The 17,119-nt window shown below is 74.6% G+C and carries 14 protein-coding genes; 10 read left to right on the top strand and 4 right to left on the bottom strand.

What is annotated here, in order from left to right; translation table 11 throughout:
- Positions 1 to 131: 131 nt before the first annotated feature.
- On the top strand, positions 132 to 566 hold the full coding sequence (locus tag AB5J73_RS34820) for an SRPBCC family protein (RefSeq protein ID WP_370963049.1): 435 nt from the start codon (positions 132 to 134) through the stop codon (positions 564 to 566).
- 69 nt (positions 567 to 635) lie between these two features.
- On the opposite strand, the gene AB5J73_RS34815 is transcribed toward AB5J73_RS34820, so the two are convergent.
- Positions 636 to 1,499, bottom strand: a complete 864-nt coding sequence (locus AB5J73_RS34815; RefSeq protein ID WP_370963048.1) for a MerR family transcriptional regulator — start codon at positions 1,497 to 1,499, stop codon at positions 636 to 638.
- A gap of 338 nt (positions 1,500 to 1,837) precedes the next feature.
- On the opposite strand from AB5J73_RS34815, the gene AB5J73_RS34810 reads away from it, so the two are divergent.
- From AB5J73_RS34810 to glgC, 5 genes are all read left to right on the top strand, one after another.
- Positions 1,838 to 2,224: an STAS domain-containing protein gene (locus AB5J73_RS34810; protein WP_370963047.1), complete on the top strand. Its 387-nt coding sequence runs from the start codon at positions 1,838 to 1,840 to the stop codon at positions 2,222 to 2,224.
- 416 nt (positions 2,225 to 2,640) lie between these two features.
- Positions 2,641 to 4,263, top strand: coding sequence for a choice-of-anchor A family protein (locus AB5J73_RS34805; protein WP_370963046.1), 1,623 nt, complete (start codon positions 2,641 to 2,643; stop codon positions 4,261 to 4,263).
- A 150-nt stretch (positions 4,264 to 4,413) separates the two neighbouring features.
- Positions 4,414 to 5,949, top strand: a complete 1,536-nt coding sequence (locus AB5J73_RS34800) for a hypothetical protein (protein ID WP_370963045.1) — start codon at positions 4,414 to 4,416, stop codon at positions 5,947 to 5,949.
- 70 nt (positions 5,950 to 6,019) lie between these two features.
- On the top strand, positions 6,020 to 7,174 hold the full coding sequence (gene glgA, locus AB5J73_RS34795; protein WP_370963044.1) for a glycogen synthase: 1,155 nt from the start codon (positions 6,020 to 6,022) through the stop codon (positions 7,172 to 7,174).
- Positions 7,171 to 8,388, top strand: a complete 1,218-nt coding sequence (gene glgC, locus AB5J73_RS34790) for a glucose-1-phosphate adenylyltransferase (protein WP_370963043.1) — start codon at positions 7,171 to 7,173, stop codon at positions 8,386 to 8,388. Before glgA ends, glgC begins: the two co-directional genes overlap by 4 nt.
- Positions 8,389 to 8,395: 7 nt before the next feature.
- Here glgC and AB5J73_RS34785 read toward each other — a convergent pair whose 3' ends face one another.
- Positions 8,396 to 8,527: a hypothetical protein gene (locus AB5J73_RS34785; RefSeq protein ID WP_255482215.1), complete on the bottom strand. Its 132-nt coding sequence runs from the start codon at positions 8,525 to 8,527 to the stop codon at positions 8,396 to 8,398.
- Positions 8,528 to 8,627: 100 nt separating this feature from the next.
- Positions 8,628 to 8,777: a hypothetical protein gene (locus tag AB5J73_RS34780; protein ID WP_370963042.1), complete on the bottom strand. Its 150-nt coding sequence runs from the start codon at positions 8,775 to 8,777 to the stop codon at positions 8,628 to 8,630.
- A gap of 178 nt (positions 8,778 to 8,955) precedes the next feature.
- Between AB5J73_RS34780 and AB5J73_RS34775 the strand changes: the two genes are divergently transcribed.
- Positions 8,956 to 9,990, top strand: coding sequence for an NADPH:quinone reductase (locus AB5J73_RS34775; protein WP_370963041.1), 1,035 nt, complete (start codon positions 8,956 to 8,958; stop codon positions 9,988 to 9,990).
- Positions 9,991 to 10,049: 59 nt separating this feature from the next.
- Here AB5J73_RS34775 and AB5J73_RS34770 read toward each other — a convergent pair whose 3' ends face one another.
- Positions 10,050 to 12,764, bottom strand: coding sequence for a BTAD domain-containing putative transcriptional regulator (locus tag AB5J73_RS34770; protein ID WP_370963040.1), 2,715 nt, complete (start codon positions 12,762 to 12,764; stop codon positions 10,050 to 10,052).
- A gap of 118 nt (positions 12,765 to 12,882) precedes the next feature.
- Between AB5J73_RS34770 and AB5J73_RS34765 the strand changes: the two genes are divergently transcribed.
- The 3 genes from AB5J73_RS34765 (at position 12,883) to AB5J73_RS34755 (ending at position 17,118) form a co-directional block, all read left to right on the top strand.
- On the top strand, positions 12,883 to 13,362 hold the full coding sequence (locus AB5J73_RS34765) for a hypothetical protein (protein ID WP_370963039.1): 480 nt from the start codon (positions 12,883 to 12,885) through the stop codon (positions 13,360 to 13,362).
- Between the two features lie 100 nt (positions 13,363 to 13,462).
- Positions 13,463 to 15,340 carry a serine/threonine-protein kinase gene (locus tag AB5J73_RS34760; RefSeq protein ID WP_370963038.1) on the top strand — a complete coding sequence of 626 codons (1,878 nt, stop codon included), beginning with the start codon at positions 13,463 to 13,465 and terminating at the stop codon, positions 15,338 to 15,340.
- Positions 15,337 to 17,118 carry a serine/threonine-protein kinase gene (locus AB5J73_RS34755; RefSeq protein WP_370963037.1) on the top strand — a complete coding sequence of 594 codons (1,782 nt, stop codon included), beginning with the start codon at positions 15,337 to 15,339 and terminating at the stop codon, positions 17,116 to 17,118. Before AB5J73_RS34760 ends, AB5J73_RS34755 begins: the two co-directional genes overlap by 4 nt.
- Position 17,119 lies beyond the last annotated feature (1 nt).

Genomic DNA, 17,119 nt, shown 5'->3' with positions numbered 1-17,119 from the left:
GCGGTCAAGAAGACAAGGCGGACAAGAATTAGGAAAAATGACATCGATGTCTGCGAAGCGGTCATCGTGCCCCGCTGAGCGGTGCTCGGTACGGTTGCATCGAACCCGCACCGAATCCCCCAGGAGGCGTCGTGGTCGAGGTCGAACGAACGGTGACGGTGGCGGCTCCGGTCGACGCCGTCGCGGGGTACCTGCAGGATTTCGCGCACACCGAGGAGTGGGACCCGGGCACGAAGTCGTGCACCCGGACCGACGCGGGCCCGATCGAGGTCGGGGCGCGGTGGCACAACGTGTCGGAGTTCCGCGGCCGGGAGACGGAGCTGGACTACCGGCTGACCCGCCGCGAGCCGGGGCGGGTGACGTTCGTGGGCTCGAACAAGACGGCCACCTCGACCGACGACTTCACGCTGACGCCGGACGCGGGCGGGACGAAGGTGCGGTACCAGGCGAAGATCGAGTTCCACGGCCTGGCGAAGCTGGCCGGACCGCTGCTGAAGCGCGAGTTCGAGCGCCTCGGCGACGAGGTGGTGCCGGAGCTGACCCGGGCGCTCGAGAAGCTGACCTGACGCGGGCAAGGCCTCCGAAGGCCACCATCGGGGCACGGGATGCCGCGATGGTGGCTTCCGGGCGTTTTGCTACACCTCGGTGTGTTCCGCCGCCAGCTCGACCGCGGCCTCGAGGTCGTTGACCCGCGCGTAGCCGCGGTCGCCCAGGTTCTCCCAGCCCGGGCCCGCCGTGCCGACCGGGCGGCCGAGGGCTCGCACCCGGTCCGCCAGCAGGTCGTCCGCGGTCGGCGGGGTCATCGACCACAGGATCACCAGGACCGGGTCGAGGCGGGCCGCCAGGTCCGCCAGCGCCTCAGCCGGGACGAGCTGGCCCAGGTAGGCCACCGGGATCCCCGCCTCCGCCAGCGTCGCCCGCAGGGCCTCCATCGGCAGCGAGTGCCGCTCGGCCGGGCAGCAAGCCAGCAGCACCGGCCGGCCCGGGACCGCCGCCGGGAAGCGGGCGCTGAAGCGCTCGAACGCCAGCGAGATCTCCGTCGTGAGCGCCCACTCCGAGGCGAAGCACACGTCGCCGCGCTGCCAGCGGTCGCCGAGGCCGCGCAGGACCGGGGCCAGGACGTCGGTCCAGGCCGCGGCCGGGCCGAGGGTGCCGAGCGTTTCGTCCAGGAGGCCGGCCACCGTCGCGGACCGCAGCTCCTCCGCCGCGTCCGCGAGCTCGCGCGCCCGGTCGGCCGCCGGGATCTCGGGCGCGTCCGCTTCGCCGCCGAAGGCCGCGGCCGCCGCTTCGCGCACCGGCATGCCCCGTGCGACCAGCCGCTGCATCTGCTGCAGGCGGCGGACGTCGGCGTCGGAATAGCGGCGGTGGCGTCCGGCGCCGGCCGGCGGGCCGATCCCGTACCGCGCGCTCCAGCTGCGCAGCGTCACGGGCGAGACGCCCAGCAGCTCGGCGACTTTGCCGGGTGCCCAGGCTCCTGCGTCGACGTTCTTGGCTTCCACCGCTTCCCTTCGCCTCACGGACGGCGAACCGCCGAAGCTTAGCGACGCCCGGTTCGAGGGGGGACGCGGCGGCGGGGCGATGGCCTGCCGCGTCCCCCGTCGGCGCCGCGAGGCGCCGGTGACCCGGCCCGCGTCGACCGGGTCCGGCCGGCCGCGGGGCGTGGCTTCCGGCGCGGCCGGCGATGTGCCGGGAAACGGTGGTGCTGCCCAAATACGGTATACCCGGTCGCAACGCTTGCGCATCGCTATCGCCCGGATGTCGCAGCGACACGCCGCCGACGAGTGATCTCACGCCGCCCCGGGTATCAACCCGTCCAGGGGACGACTGGGAGGAACCGATGACCGAGCACTGCAGCGCGCCCGAGCTCTCCACCAGGACGGACGCCGGAGTCGTCACGGTCCACTGCACCGGCGAACTCGACCTGGGCACGGCCCGCCGCCTCCGCGACCGGCTGCTGGCCCCGATCCGCGCCAGGGCGCGCGGGGTCGTCGCGGACCTCACCGAGACCACGTTCTGCGACTCGACGGTCTTCAGCGTCCTGGTCGAGGCGCACCGCGACGCCGACGCGCTCAACGTGGCCTTCGCGATCGCGCCGGACGACGTGGCGGTCGCCCGGCCGCTGCACATCCTCGGCCTGGACGAGCTGCTCCCCCTGCACCCGGGCCGGGCCGCCGCCCAGGCGGCGGTGGCGGAGGCGTGGCCGGAGGACCGCCGGATTTCCTGAGCCGGGTTTCCTGAGCCGGGTTTCCTGAGCGCGGGCAGGCTCGTCCAGGCATGGCTCGTGCGTTGACCTGGCTCTTCGTGGGCCGGCCGGGGCCGCTTCAATGCGCTGCCGGGCACTTTCGCGGACGAACGTGCCGCCGCCATCAGGTGCGCGCGGTGCGGTGCCAAGCAGGCCGCGCGCCGAGCGCCGGCGCCTGGGCGCGAGCCGGAGATCTCGCCGAGGCCGCCACGCCCCGCGGCGGTAGCGATCCGGCCGCACCCGCGACGGTGGCGATCCGCCAGCCCCGCAGCAGTGGCGACCCGACCGGCCCCGCGGCCACGTCACGACACTCCCCGATCGGGTGGATCGGCGGGCACCCGGCCTGAGCTGGCGCTATCGTCCGGCACGGAAAGTCCACTGTGGACAGGGGAGGTCCCGTGCGCGTGACCCATGCCGCCCTCGCGGCGCTGGCGGCCTGCGGGCTCGTGGTCCTTTCGATCCCCGCGGGGCGGCCCGCGGCCGCCGATCCGCTGCCCGGGGGGCTCGGGCCGTGCGTGCCCGGGACGTGCCCCGGGACCTACCCGCCGGTCGGCAACGGGGCGTTCGCCGGGCGGGACAACGCCATCAACGTCTTCGCCGGCGGCGACATGCGCGTCACCGGCAGTGCCGCCGAGGCGGAAGGGCGGGTGGTCGTCGGCGGGGACTTCACGCTGCGGAAGACCGCCGGCTCGTCGATCTACAACGTCGGCGTCGCCGGGGTCGGGTCGCGGGTTCCGCCGCCGGACGGGGCCGACTTCCTGACCGTCGGCGGGGACCTCTCGGTCGCCGACGGGCAGCGGCTCGACGCCGTGGGCGACTCCGGGGGCGGGGTCGTGCGGCACGCCGGGAGCGTCAGCGGCACCGTGATCGGCACCGTCGTGCACGACACCGCGGCGATGAAGCCGTACGCGGGCCTGCGCGCCGAGCTCACCGCCGCCAGCGAGTGCTACGCGCGGGCCGCGGCGACCGGGACCGTCGTCAACCAGAACCACCAGACGCTCTTCACCGGCGACGGGAAGTCCGCGCTGCAGGTCTTCACCGTCACCCAGGACGTCGCCGGCCCCGGGGGCGCCACCCAGGGCATCGCGTTCGCCGGCATCCCGGACGGGGCCACCGTGCTGGTCAACCTGACCGGCTCGGCCCGGGTGATCAACACCTACAGCGGCAGCCTCGACGACACCGACCCGCTCAACCGGCTGCGGCCCCGCCTGCTGTGGAACTTCCCCGACGCCCGGGTGGTCCGCCTCACCGGCAGCGGCATGTTCCAGGGCAGCGTGCTCGCGGGCAACCCGGACGGCACCACGACGGTCACCCTCCCCGGCACCAACGGCCGCTTCTTCACGGCGGGCAGCCTGGTCCACGGCTCCGGGGCCAGCCAGGGCAGCGGGCAGGAGTTCCACGCGTACCCGTTCACCGGCGACCTGCCCTCCTGCGGGAAGCCGCCCGAGCCGACCACCACGACCACGGTCACCACGACCTCGACCGCGCCCACCACCACACCCACCACGACGACTTCGCCGACCTCCCCCACCAGCACCACCCCGACCACCAGCACCACGCCGACCACTTCGACGACGGCGCCGATGACCACCACCCCGACGAGCACCACCCCGACGGACACGACCACCGTGCCCACCTCCCCCACCAGCACCACACCCACCAGCACCACGGCGGGCACCACGACCGTGCCCACCAGCACCACCCCGACGGACACCACCACGGTGCCCACCTCCCCCACGAGCCCCACCAGCACGAGCCCCACCGGCACCACGACCCCGTCGGGCACCACCACGACGGCCACCTCGACCACGGTCACCACCCCGACCGGCACCTCGCCGGAATCGTCGGAGACGAGCACCACACCGGCCGGCCCGAACCCGACCGTCCCGACCACGCTGGGCGGCCACGGCCGGCTGCCGAGCACCGGCACCGACCTGGGCCCGGTCCTCGGCCTCGGCGCCCTGCTGCTCACCGGTGGCATCGCGCTGGTCCTCGTCGCGAGCCGCCGCCGGACGCGCTGACGCTCCACAATGGAACGCCGCCACACTGCGGTCCCACGCGAACCGTGTCACGATCGGGTGACCTCCGGGCGCCCACCGCGGTGATCGGGGACGGTTTCGATCGGGACGAGGGCGGATCCCGCGCCGATGGCGCTTCCGCGAGGTGGACAGGTGCTGGCGGAGACTGACGCGGACAGAACGACCGAAGACCGGACGGGCACGCGCGGCCGGTGGCTGCCGATCTACGGGGCGGTCCTCGGCGCCGCCGTCTTCCTGGTGGTGCGCGGGAGCCTGACCGACGACGCCTACATCACCCTCGCCTACGCCAAGAACCTCGCCGCGCACGGCGAATGGGGCATCATCCCCGGGTCGCCGGCGAACTCCGCGACGTCGCCGCTGAACGTCCTGCTCCTCGGCGCGCTGACCCTGGTGACGCGGGTGGTGGGCGGGCCGCACCCGGTCGTCGCGCTCGGCGTCCTGACCGTCGCGTGCGGCGCCGCGCTCGGGTGGGCGTGGCTGCGGCTCGGCCGCCGGCTGGCGCTGCCGCCCGCGGCCGGGGTGCTCGGGGTCGCGCTGGTGCTGCTGAACCCGTTCGTGCTGTCCGCGGTCGGGCTGGAAGTGCTGCTGATCCCGGCCGTGCTGCTCGTGCTCACGGTCCTCGCGCTCGAAGGCAGGCCGCTCTGGTTCGGCGTCGTGGCCGGGCTCGCCGTCCTCACCCGGATCGACCTCGTGGTGTTCGTGGTGGTGATCGCCCTCAGCGCGCCCGGGATCCGGCGGCGGCTGCTGCCCGCGGCGGGCTGCGCGGTGCTGACGGCCGCGCCGTGGTTCCTGGTCAGCTGGATCGCCTTCGGCTCGTTCGTGCCCGACACGCTCGCCATCAAGCAGACGCAGGCGGGGCTGTTCGCGCCGTGGAGCTACAGCACCGGGCCGGTGATGTACTACCTCGGCTGGCCGGTCACCGTGCTCGTGTCGTTCCTGCCGGCGCTGGTCGGCGTGGTCGCGCTCGCCGGGTGGGCGGCGGCGCGGTTCGCGGTGCGGTGGCCGCTCTTCCCCGCGCTCGGCCCGGTCGCGGCGCTGGCCGGCGGCGGGGTCCTCTACTACCTCGCCTACTCGTTCATCGGGGTCGGCCCGTTCCACTGGTACTACGTGGCGCCGGTGACCGCGGCGAGCGCGTTCGCCGTCGCCGCGTTCGGCACCTGGTACGCCCAGGCGCGCGAGCGGACGGAGCTGCGGACCGGGCCGCCGGTGCTCGCCCTCGGGCTCACCGGGGTCCTCGTGCTGGGCGGGGCCGCGGTCGACGGCGCCCAGGGCCTGCCGTGGCCGTCGCCGGTGGTGTTCGGGAACTGGGCGAGCGCCGAGGACTACGCGCGGGTCGGCACCGAGCTCGGCGCGCGGCTGAACGGGGCGAGCGTGGCCAGCCCGGGCGAGATCGGCACCCTGGCCTACTTCTGCGAGTGCGCCATCCTCGACGAGTTCTCCGACCGCGGTGAGGCGGTGAAGCTGGTCGAGAAGCGGATCGCGACGGCGAACCCGCTGATGAGCCTGGCGCTGCGGGTGAACTACCACTGGCTGGACACCTCGGTGGCCCCGCGCAAACCGGACTTCCGGATGCAGTACGCGGCCGGCCCGGCGACCGGACCGGACGACTGGCAGGTCCGGTCCGCGGCGAAGGGCGTCGGCCACTTCGTCTTCACCCGCGAGCCGTGACGGAAAACTCCGGTATTTCCCCGGGAAGTCGGACTGCGCGAAACCCCCGTGAGGCCATAGGGTTTCGGACATGAAGGTCGGCCTGCTCACCCGGGAGTACCCGCCGGAGGTCTACGGCGGCGCCGGGGTCCACGTGGAGTTCCTCGCCCGGGAGTTGCGGCCGCTGGTCGATCTCGACGTGCACTGCTGGGGCGCCGACCGCGCGGACGCCACCGGGCACACGGATCCCCACGGCTACCGCCAGCCCGCGTTCACGACCATGGACATCGCGGTGTCCATGGCGAACGCCCTCGAAGGCCACGACCTCGCGCACAGCCACACCTGGTACGCGAACCTGGCCGGGCACCTGGCGAAGATGACGCACGGCATCCCGCACGTCGTCACCGCGCACTCGCTGGAACCGCTGCGGCCGTGGAAGGCCGAACAGCTCGGCGGCGGCTACCGGGTTTCGTCGTGGATCGAGCGCGAGGCCTACGAGGCCGCCGACGCGATCGTCGCGGTCAGCGGCGGCATGCGCCGGGACGTTCTCGCCGCCTACCCCGCAGTGCCGCCCGAGCGCGTGCACGTGATCCACAACGGCATCGACACCGCGCTCTACCGGCCCGACCCGGGCAAGGACGCGCTCGCCAAGCACGGCATCGACCCGGACCGGCCGTACGTGCTGTTCGTCGGCCGGATCACGCGGCAGAAGGGCGTCCCGCACCTGGTCCGGGCCGGCGCGGAGCTCGACCCCGGCGTCCAGCTGGTGCTGTGCGCCGGCGGCGCGGACACCCCCGAGCTGGACGCGGAGTTCCGCGGCCTGGTCGCCGAGCTGGAACGGACGCGCACCGGGGTCCGCTGGATCCCCGAGATGCTGCCGCGCGACGAGGTCGTGCAGCTGCTCACCCACGCCGCGGTGTTCGCCTGCCCGTCGGTCTACGAGCCGCTCGGGATCGTGAACCTCGAGGCGATGGCGTGCGGCACCCCCGTGGTGGCCAGCGACGTCGGCGGCATCCCGGAGGTCGTCGACGACGGCCGGACCGGGCTGCTCGTGCACTACGACGAGCGCGACGCGGAGGGGTTCGAGGCGGGTCTGGCCGCCGCGCTGAACGAGGTGGTGGGCGCCCCGGACCGGGCCGCCGCGATGGGTACCGCCGGCCGCGAGCGCGCGGTCGGCGAGTTCGGCTGGAGGGCGATCGCCGAGCGGACGGTCGCCCTCTACGAGGCGTGCGGGAGGTCGTCGTGAACAGTGGAGCCGACGTGCTGGGCATCGTGCTCGCGGGCGGCGAGGGCAAGCGGCTGATGCCGCTCACCGCCGACCGCGCCAAACCCGCCGTGCCTTTCGGGGGTGTGCACCGGCTGGTCGACTTCGTGCTGTCGAACCTGGTGCACGGCGGCTTCCGGCGGCTGTGCGTGCTGACGCAGTACAAGTCGCACTCGCTCGACCGGCACATCTCGACGACGTGGCGCCTCTCGTCGCTCACCGGCGAGTACGTCACGCCGGTGCCGGCGCAGCAGCGGCTGGGGCCGCGCTGGTACCAGGGCAGCGCCGACGCCATCCACCAGAGCCTCAACCTGGTGTACGACGAGGACCCCGACTACATCGCGGTGTTCGGCGCGGACAACATCTACCGGATGGACCCCCGGCAGATGCTGGACGCCCACATCGCTTCGGGCGCCGGGGTCACGGTGGCCGGGATCCGCGTCCCGCGGTCGGAGGCGAGCTCGTTCGGCGTCATCCGCACCACCGACGGGCTGATGATCGACGCGTTCATGGAGAAGCCCGACGACCCGCCGGGCCTGCCGGACTCCCCCGAGGAGTCGTACGTGTCGATGGGCAACTACATCTTCACGACGAAGGTGATGCTGGAGGCGCTGCACGCGGACGCCGAGAACGCGGCCTCGCACCACGACATGGGCCGCGACATCATCCCGGCGCTGGTCAAGTCCGGCGAAGCGGCGGTGTACAACTTCAACGGCAACGTCGTGCCCGGCGAAACCGAACGCGATCACGGCTACTGGCGCGACGTCGGGACCATCGACAGCTACTACGAGGCGCACACCGACCTGATCTCGACGCACCCGATCTTCAACCTCTACAACCGGAAGTGGCCGATCCTCGCCCACCCGGGCCAGCGCGCGGCGGCGAAGTTCGTCGAGGGCGGGTCGGCGAACCAGTCGATCGTCAGCAACGGCTGCATCATCTCCGGCGCCCAGGTCGTGGACTCGGTGCTCTCCCCCGACGTGCTCGTCGAGCAGGGCGCGGTGGTGCAGGGTTCGGTGCTGCTCGACGGCGCCCGGGTGGGCCGCGGCGCGGTGGTGCGGCGGGCGATCCTGGACAAGAACGTGGTGGTCCCGCCGGGCGCGCACATCGGCGTGGACCTGGCCCGCGACCGCGGGCACTACCACGTCAGCGAAGGCGGCATCGTCGTGCTCGGCAAGGGGGAACGGGCGATCTGAGGGCGCTTCAGGAGCGGGCGGCGGCCGAGATCCGCTCGACCACCTGGCGGGGGTCGATCCCCCAGCGCTCGGCGAGCTCGGAGATCGTGGCGCCCGCCGCGTACTCGGCGGCGATCATGCTGTTGACGACGCCTGCCACGGATCACTCCTCGACCGCCGGGTGCTGAGCCACCCGAGATGCTACATGTTCGCTGCGGACGTCGAACAAAGTGCCACACGTCCGGCGTGGCGGCGTCCGCTCACCGCCCGGCTTTGTCCGGTTCCGGCGCCGGATTGCCCGTATTCGCCTTCGCGCGCGTCGCGCTGAACACCGCGTCGAAGATCGGTGTCGGTTCTCGTTCGTCGCGCTTCGGCCGTTCGTCGGACGGCGTGCGCTTTTCCTCTCCCACGCGCCCAGTTTCTGCGACGGCGGCCGATTTCGCTCGGGCAACACGGAAAATCGCCCGGCCGGGGGATCACCCGCGTGGCGCCGTTTTCGCTTTTCCCGGCGGCGAAAAACCGATTTGCGGCGGGCCGATTTAGCGGCGCGCCGGGAATAACCGCGGGTCGGACGGGATTGCACCGGACATGAAAGCAGTCGTCTACCGCCGCCACGGCGGACCCGAGGTGCTGTCGCTGACCGAGCGGGCCGTACCGGAGCCGGGTCCCGGCGAAGTCCGCGTCCGGATCGTGGTGTCCGCGGTCAACCCCACGGACTGGAAAGCCCGCGCCGGGGCCCGCGCCGAACCGGGCGCCGACGTCCCCGAGACCGTGCCCAACCAGGACGGGGCCGGCGTGGTCGACGCGGTCGGCCCGGACGTCACCGGCTTCGCCACCGGCGATCGCGTGTGGGTGGTCATCGCCGGGGCGTACGGGCCCGGATCGGGCACCGCGCAGGAGTACACGGTGCTGCCGGCGGCCAAACTGGTCCGGCTGCCCGACGGGGCCGGCTTCGACGAGGGTGCCGGGCTCGGCATCCCGGCGCTGACGGCGCACCGGGCGCTCACCGTCGCCGAAGACGGGCCGTCGCGGCTCGCCCCCGGCGCCCTCGACGGCCGCACGGTGCTGGTCAGCGGCGGTGCGGGCGCGGTCGGCAACGCGGCGATCCAGCTCGGCCGCTGGGCCGGGGCGACGGTGATCGCGACGGTCAGCAGCGAGGAGAAGGCCGCCCTCGCCCGCACGGCCGGCGCCCACCACGTCTTCCGCTACCCCGACGCGGAACTGGGCGCCCGGATCCGCGAAGTCGCGCCCGGCGGCGTCGACCTGGTGGTCGAGGTCGCGGCCGGGGTCAACGCGAAGCTGCACACCGAGGTGCTGCGCCCGCGCGGCACGGTCGCGCTGTACGGCGACGACCGCGGCACGGGGACGGTGACCCTCGACTTCGGGGCCAACGTGTGGCTGAACGCGCGCTACCAGTTCCTGGTGCTGTACACGGTGGGCGAGGACAAGCTGCGCGCCGGCACGGAGGACGTCACCGCGGCGCTGGCCGACGGAGCCCTGCGGGTCGGCGAAGACCGGGGCGTGCCGGTTCACCGGTTTTCCCTTGCCGACACGGCGAAGGCGCACGCGACGTCCGAAGACGGCGTCACCGGCAAGGTGCTGATCGACGTCACCGCTCCCTGACCCGACACCGGAGGTCATGAAAGGGTCGTTCACCGCGCCGGACGCGGTGAACGACCCTTTCATGACATCGGGACGGGGGCGGGCACGAGGCCGAGTTCCGCCTGGAGGGCGCGGCCGGCGCGGAGGTGGGCATCGGCGTCGGGGCCGGAAAGCGAGGCCGCCAGGCCGAGCAGGGCGCGGGCCTCCTGGGCGCGGTAGCCGATGCGACGCGCTGTCGTGAGGGCGAGGCGGTAGGCGGCCGTCGCCGCGGCCGGGTCGGCGAGGGACAAGGCGGCCGCGCCGAGGCTGGTCGCCGCCATCGTCAGCAGCAGCGGGTGGTTCAGCCCGGCCAGGATCGCGCACGCGCGTTCCGCTTCCGCGTGCGCTGCCCCGGGCAGGCCGGCCGCGAGCAGCACCTCGGCGAAGTCGATGCGGCTCCACGCCTCCCCGAAGGCGTACCCGCGAGTGACGGCCGCGTGCACCGCCTTCTCCGCGGTCGCCCTCGCCTCCCGGTGGCGGCCGAGCCGGGCGAGGACCAGGGCGAGCTGGGCCGTCGCCAGGATCGCGCCGTCGCCGTCACCGAGCTCTTCGCGGATCGCACGGGCGCGCGCGGCCGACGTCAGCGCGTCCTCGTACTCCCCCAGCACCTCCTGGGCGTTGCTCAGGTTTCCCCACGCCAGCCCGGCGACCGCGTGGCTGCCCGTCTCGCCCGCCAGCACCAGCGCCCGCCGGTAGTGCCCGGCGGCGTCCGGGTAGCGGCCGAGCATGCCGTGCAGCGCGCCCATCCGGGCGACCGCCGCCGCCTCGGCCGCGCGGTCGCCGGACGCGCGGACCAGGCGCAGCCGCTCCGCCGTCGCCTCGACCGCCTCGGTGAGCCTGCCGCTTTCCCAGTGCGCCGTCGTCAGGTTCGCCAGGCTCAGCTGGCGGGCGTGCGGGTCGCCCGAGCGGTCCGCGGCCCGCACGGCCGCGCGGGCCAGCGCCGTCAGCTCGTCGCGGTGCCCCCGCTCGCGCAACGCCGCCACCGCGCGGTCGGCGATGCGCCAGACGTGCTCGTCGTGCCCCGCCAACGCCGTGACGGCGACGAGGTTCGCGCGCTCGGCCGCGAACGAGTACTCACCGTCGCGGTAGTGGTCCAGCAGCCGTTCCAGCGCCGCCGCGGTCTCGGCCGGGTCGGCGACCGCACGGGCGTGTTCGGCGATCAGGTCGTGGAAGGCGTAGCGGCCCGGGGCCGGCTGGCGCAGCAGGTGCGCGTCGAGCAGGTCCTCCACGAGCCGCTCGGCGTCGCCGGTGCCGCACAGCGCCGCCGCGGCGGCCACGTCGAAGTCGGCGCCCGGGTGGCCGCCCAGCAGCCGGAACGCCCGCCGCCGCGCCGGGGTGAGGTCCCGGTAGGACAGCGCGAACGCGGCCGCGACGTCCCGGCCGCCCGCGCGCAGCTCGGCCAGCCGCCGCCGTTCGGACCCGAGCCGCGCCGCCAGGTCGTCGGCCGTCCACAGTGGACGCGCCTGCAGGCGGGCGGCGGCGATCCGCAGCGCCAGCGGCAGGTACCCGCAGAGCCGGGTGACGTCCGCGCCGGGCCGTCCCGCCGCGGCGGCGAACAGGGCCTCGGCTTCGGCGGGCGGCAGCACGTCCAGGCCGAGCGCGAGCGCGCCGTCCACGACCGGCCGGCGGCGGCCGGTGACCAGCACACCCGGGCCGCCGGGCAGCAGCGGGACCAGCTGCCCGGCGCCGGCGGCGTTGTCCAGCACGACGAGCAGGCGCCGCCCGGCCACCCGGGACCGCCACAGCGCGGCCCGCTCGTCCAGCCCGTCCGGCTGACGGCTCGCCGGCACGCCGACCTGCAACAGCAACGCGGACAGCGCGGCTCCGGCGGGCAGCGGATCCCGGCCCGGGGTGTGGCCGTGCAGGTCGACGAACAGCTGCCCGTCCGGGAAGTCCGCGGCGGCCCGGTGCGCGACGCGGACCGCGAACGCCGTCTTCCCCACCCCGGCCATGCCGTCGACGACCACCGGGCGCCCGGCGCGCAACGCCTCGAGCGCGCGGGCGGTCTCGGCCGCGCGGCCGGTGAAGTCCGGGACGTCGTAGGGCAGGAAGCACCGCCCGGGTGCGGGTTCCTCGTGCAGCAGCTCTTCGTAGACCGCCCGCAGCGGCGCGCCCGGGCTGATCCCGAGTTCGACGGCGAGCCGCCGCTTCGCGCGCTGGTAGGCGTCGATCGCGTCGGCCTGCCGTCCTGCCCGGTGCAGCGCGCGCATGAGCAGCCCGACCGCTCCTTCGCGCAGCGGGTGCTCGGCGACGAGCGCGGTCAGTTCCGCGACGGCGTCGCCGTCCCCGTGGTCGACCTCGGCGGCCAGGCACTGTTCCAGCACCGCGAGCCGCCGCTCCTGGAGGCGCTCGGCGTCCGGCCGCAGCGCCGCGCTGTCCAGGCCGGCGAGCGCGGGCCCGCGCCAGCACGCCAAGGCGTCCCGGAAGTCGCCGCGGGACGCGTGCGCCTCGAACTCGCGGAGGTCGAACGCGGCGGGCCGCAGCGTGAAGCCGGGCCCGTCGGCGGTGAGGACGTCTTCGCCTGCCCCGGCCGCGACGAGCGTGCGCCGCAGGGCGGTGGTGAGGTTGCGGACCTGCCGCGCCGCGGTCGCCGGGGGTTCGCCGTCCCAGACGACGTCGACCAGCCGGGCCACCGGGACGACGCGCCCGGCGTCGAGCAGCAGGGCCGCCAGGATGCGTTCCTGCCGCGGCCCGGACGGTCCGATCGGCCGGTCCCCGGCGAGCACCCGCACCGGACCCAGGACGCGGAACTCCATGGCCTCACCCCGCGGGCGAGGTTATCGGGACCCCGCGCGGCGGTGGTGCGGAAGTGATGCAGCTGTGATGCGCCGCCCGGGCAGCGTCGGCGCCGGTCCACGAGGAAGGGAAGGCCAGATGCGCAAGTGGGGTTACGCGGCACTGGGCACGGCGCTGGTGGCGGCGGCGCTCGGTGCCCCGGTCGCCGCGGCGGCCGGCGAGCAGGGCGACGGCGGGCAGCAGGAGTGCCGCCGGGCGTTCGACCACGCCGTGTGGGAGGACATGGACAGCTACAACAAGCGCGACGCGGCCCGCTACCGCGCGATCATCCACCGCGACATGGTCACGGTGGGCCGCCGGGGCAACCTCTACCTCGGGTACGACGCGAACGTGAACCCGGTGCTGGAGCAGTTCAAGGTGCCCTACGAGTACTCGATGCCGTGGACGGTCACGCACACCGTCGTCGAGGGCTGCCACGTGGGGTTCGCCATCCTCGACGCGCACTACCTCGAGCCGGCGCACGGCGTCGACCGCCACTACACGATCAGCCTGACGCTCGTGCGGGACCACGGCCGGTGGCAGGTGGTCAAGGACACGGTCACCGACGTCGTGCCCTGACCTGCGGGTGCGCCGGGCCTGGGGGTCCCGGCGCAGCCGGTCCGGGCGTTCCGGGCCACCGCTGCCACCCGACGATCTACCATCGCCCGCGGAGGTGGGCGTGGAGCCGTTGGGACCGGGTGAACCGGCGCCGGCCGGGCGGTACCGGCTGCTCGCCGTGGTCGGCGCGGGCGGGATGGGGCGCGTGCTGCTCGGCGTCGGCCCGGACGGCAGGCTCGCCGCCGTCAAGCAGGTCCACCGGCAGTTCGCGCACGACCCCGGTTTCCGCGAACGGTTCCGCCGCGAGGTCGAGGTCTCGCGGCTGGTCTCGGGGGCCTACACCGCCGCGGTGCTGGACGCCGATCCCTTCGCGCCGGTGCCGTGGCTCGCCTCGGTGTTCGTCGCCGGGCCGTCGCTGCAGGAAGCCGTCGAGGCGACCGGGCCGCTGCCGCCCGCCGCAGTCCGGCACCTCGCCGCCGGGCTGGCGTCGGCGCTGGACGGCATCCACCGGGCCGGGCTGGTGCACCGGGACCTCAAACCGGGCAACGTGCTGCTCGCCGAAGACGGTCCCCGGGTCATCGACTTCGGCATCGCGCGCGCCGCGGAAGGCGGCACCGACCTCACGCACACCGGCGTCATCCTGGGCTCGCCGGCGTTCATGTCGCCGGAGCAGGCGGACGGGCGGCCGCTGACCCCGGCGAGCGACGTCTTCTCCCTCGGCGCCCTGCTCGTCCTCGCCGCCACCGGGCGCAGCCCTTTCGCCGGGGCGTCGGCACCGCAGTCGCTCTACAACGTCGTCCACACGCACCCCGACCTGCGCGCCCTGCCGCCGGACCTGCGCGCGCTCGCCGAGGCGTGCCTGGTCAAGGACCCGGCGCGGCGGCCGGACCCGGCTCGGCTCCTCGAACTGCTCGGGCCGCTGCCGCCCGTGCAGCGCCCGTGGCCACCCGCCGTGCACGCGCTGATCGCCCGCCGCCAGGCCGAGGTCGCGGCCGTCGTGGCCAAGCCGCCGAAGCCGCGGCGGCGAGGTCCGCGGGTCGCGCTCGCCGCGGCCGCGGCCGCCGTCGTCCTCGGCGGCACGATCACCGCCGTCAGCCTCCTCGACGGCGACTACGGCGCCACCGCCGCCGCCCCGGCGAGCAGCACCCCGCCAGTGCCGGCCGCGCCGACGTCCGCGCCGAACCCGGACCCGCTGGGCCCGGACAAGCTGCGCGGTGCCGACCCGTGCGCGGTGCTGCCGTCGGTGCCCGGGACGGGAACGCTCACCCCCGAGATCGGCGTGCACTTCTTCGCCTGCACCTACGAGACCGCGCAGGGCCAGTGGCTGGAGCTGACCATCGGCGGCCCGGTGGCCGCCAAGGGAACTCCCGCCGGGGACCTCGACGGCCGGCCGCTCAGCGTCGAAGACGAGACGACCCGCTGCACCGCGTCGGTGCCCGTGGTGGACCGCCCGGCCGCCACGATCGGCGTCGAAGCCAGTGACGCGGCCACGAAGTTCGCCAAGCCGTGCGACGCGGCGAAGGCCGCGCTCGGCGAAGCGGTGAAGCGCCTCCGGACCTTGAACTCCCCCGCGCCGCAGGGCGGTCTCGCGCCGGTCGACCCGTGCGGGCTCGTGACGACGGCGGCCGCGCAGCGGATCGTCGGCCCGGTCACCAAGGTCGAACCGAACGGGCTGCACGAGTGCCACTGGCAGGTCGGCGGTGAGGTGACGCTGACGCTGGAACGCGGCACCCGGCCGTTCCGGTCGAAGGACTCCTACTACGACTCGGCGGGCACCGTCGACCTCGGCGGCGTCACCGCCTTCTACACCACCAAACGGTTCAACCCGGCGAAGGTGCTGTGCAGCCTGAGCTGGGCGCACCGCCCGATCGACGAAGGAACGTCGGAGAACGTGACCGTCGCCTACCGCACGTCCGCCAGTTCGCTGAGCCCCGAAGAAACCTGCCGGCAGACGCAGGAGTTCGCCAAGGCGGCCCGGCCGGGGCTGCCGAAGCCGTGAAGCCACTCGAAGCGGGCGAGCCCCGCACCGCCGGGAAGTACCGCCTGGTCGCCGAGCTGGGCGAGGGCGGCATGGGCCGCGTCCTGCTCGGCGTGGCCCCGGACGGCCGGCTCGTCGCGCTCAAGCAGGTGCACGCCGAGTTCGCCCGCGACCCGCACTTCCGCGACCGGTTCCGGCAGGAAGTCGTGGCCTCGCAACGGGTTTCCGGGGCGTTCACGGCGGCCGTCATGGACGCCGATCCCGACGCGCCGACGCCGTGGCTGGCCTCGGTCTTCGTCACCGGTCCGTCGCTGAAGGAGGCCGTCGAAGCGACCGGGCCGCTGCCGGCCGAAGCGGTCCGGCGGCTCGCCGCCGGCCTGGCGGGCGCGCTGCTCGAGATCCACCGCGTGGGCCTGGTCCACCGGGACCTCAAGCCCGGCAACGTCCTGCTCACCGGCGACGGGCCGCGCGTCATCGACTTCGGCATCGCGCGCGCCACCGAGGGCGGGCCGGAGCTCACCCGCACCGGCGGCATCGTCGGCTCCCCCGCGTTCATGTCGCCGGAACAGGCCGAAAGCCGCCCGCTCACCCCGGCGAGCGACGTCTTCTCCCTCGGCGGCCTGCTCGTCATGGCGGCCACCGGCCGCGCGCCGTTCACCGGCTCGACGACGGCGCAGGTGCTCTACAACGTCGTGCACGCCGTCCCGGACCTGAGCGGCGTACCGCCCGAGCTGCGCGCGCTGGTCGAGCCGTGCCTGGCCAAGGATCCGGCGCACCGGCCGTCGCCCCGGCAGCTCCTCGACTTCCTCGGCGCGGTGCCGCCGGGGACGTGGCCCCCGCCGGTGCTCCGGCTGATCGAGACGCAGGACGCCGCGATCCGCGCCGCGCTCGCGTGGCCGGTGCCCGAACCGCTGCCCGCGCCGCCGAGCCGGCGCCGCTGGGTGCCGGTCGTCGCGGTCCTGGCCGCCGTCGCCGCGCTCGCGGCCGGCAGCCTGGTCGCCGTCGAGGTGTTCGGCGCGGATCCCCCGCCGCCGGGCCGGAACCTGGACCCGGTGAGCCTGGAAACGCTGCGGCGCACCGATCCCTGCCAGGTGCTGAACGGCGTCTCGGTCCCGGACGCGGGCAAGCTGCAGGCCGAACCGGACCCGCTGTACTTCGACCGCTGCGACTACGAAACCCGCTCCGGCGCGAAGATCGGCGTCAAGCTCGGCGACCGCATTTCCGTCGAGGGCGGCCGGCCCGCCGGGGACCTCGACGGCCGGCCGGTGCTGTTCAGCGAGATCAGCGGCAGCACGTGCGACGCCAGCGTCCAGGTGCCGGCCCAGCCCGAACTCGGCGTGACGGCGCTGGCGAAGACGTGCTCGCTGGCGAAAACCGCGCTCGGGACGGTGCTCCAGCGCCTCCGCGACGGCGGGATCGACTACGCCCTCCCGGCGGGGACCCTGCTCGCGCTGGATCCGTGCCGGGTGCTCGACCGGCCCGAGACGGTGCTCGGGCCGGTCCGCCAGGTGACGCTGAACCGCCTCCGCGAGTGCGAATGGACGGCCACGACGTCGCTGCGGCTGACGTTCGAGAAGCTGACAGTCGTCCCGGCGGAAGGCACCCCGGTCGACCTCGGCGGCGTGCCCGCCACCCGCCGCGAAACCGGCGACAGCTGCACGGTGGCGTGGCACCACCGCCAGTTCGACGCGAAGCAGGCGGAGCACGTCCGGATCTTCGCGACGAAGCCGGGCGGTGGCGCCTGCGACGCGGCGGTGGCGTTCGGCGAAGCGCTGGCGGGCAAGCTGCCCCGGCCGTGAG

The organism is Amycolatopsis sp. cg9 (genome assembly GCF_041346945.1).
Taxonomy (GTDB): Bacteria; Actinomycetota; Actinomycetes; order Mycobacteriales; family Pseudonocardiaceae; genus Amycolatopsis.
Note: the sequence above shows the minus strand (reverse complement) of the source record. Positions and strands in the feature narration are given on the sequence as shown.

What these genes read in the sequence shown, in the direction of transcription:
- AB5J73_RS34765 (WP_370963039.1), top strand. Translation starts at nt 12,883, where the DNA reads ATGCGCAAGTGGGGTTACGCGGCACTGGGCACGGCGCTGGTGGCGGCG.
- glgA (WP_370963044.1), top strand. Translation starts at nt 6,020, where the DNA reads ATGAAGGTCGGCCTGCTCACCCGGGAGTACCCGCCGGAGGTCTACGGC.
- AB5J73_RS34775 (WP_370963041.1), top strand. Translation starts at nt 8,956, where the DNA reads ATGAAAGCAGTCGTCTACCGCCGCCACGGCGGACCCGAGGTGCTGTCG.
- AB5J73_RS34770 (WP_370963040.1), bottom strand. Translation starts at nt 12,764, where the DNA reads ATGGAGTTCCGCGTCCTGGGTCCGGTGCGGGTGCTCGCCGGGGACCGG.
- AB5J73_RS34810 (WP_370963047.1), top strand. Translation starts at nt 1,838, where the DNA reads ATGACCGAGCACTGCAGCGCGCCCGAGCTCTCCACCAGGACGGACGCC.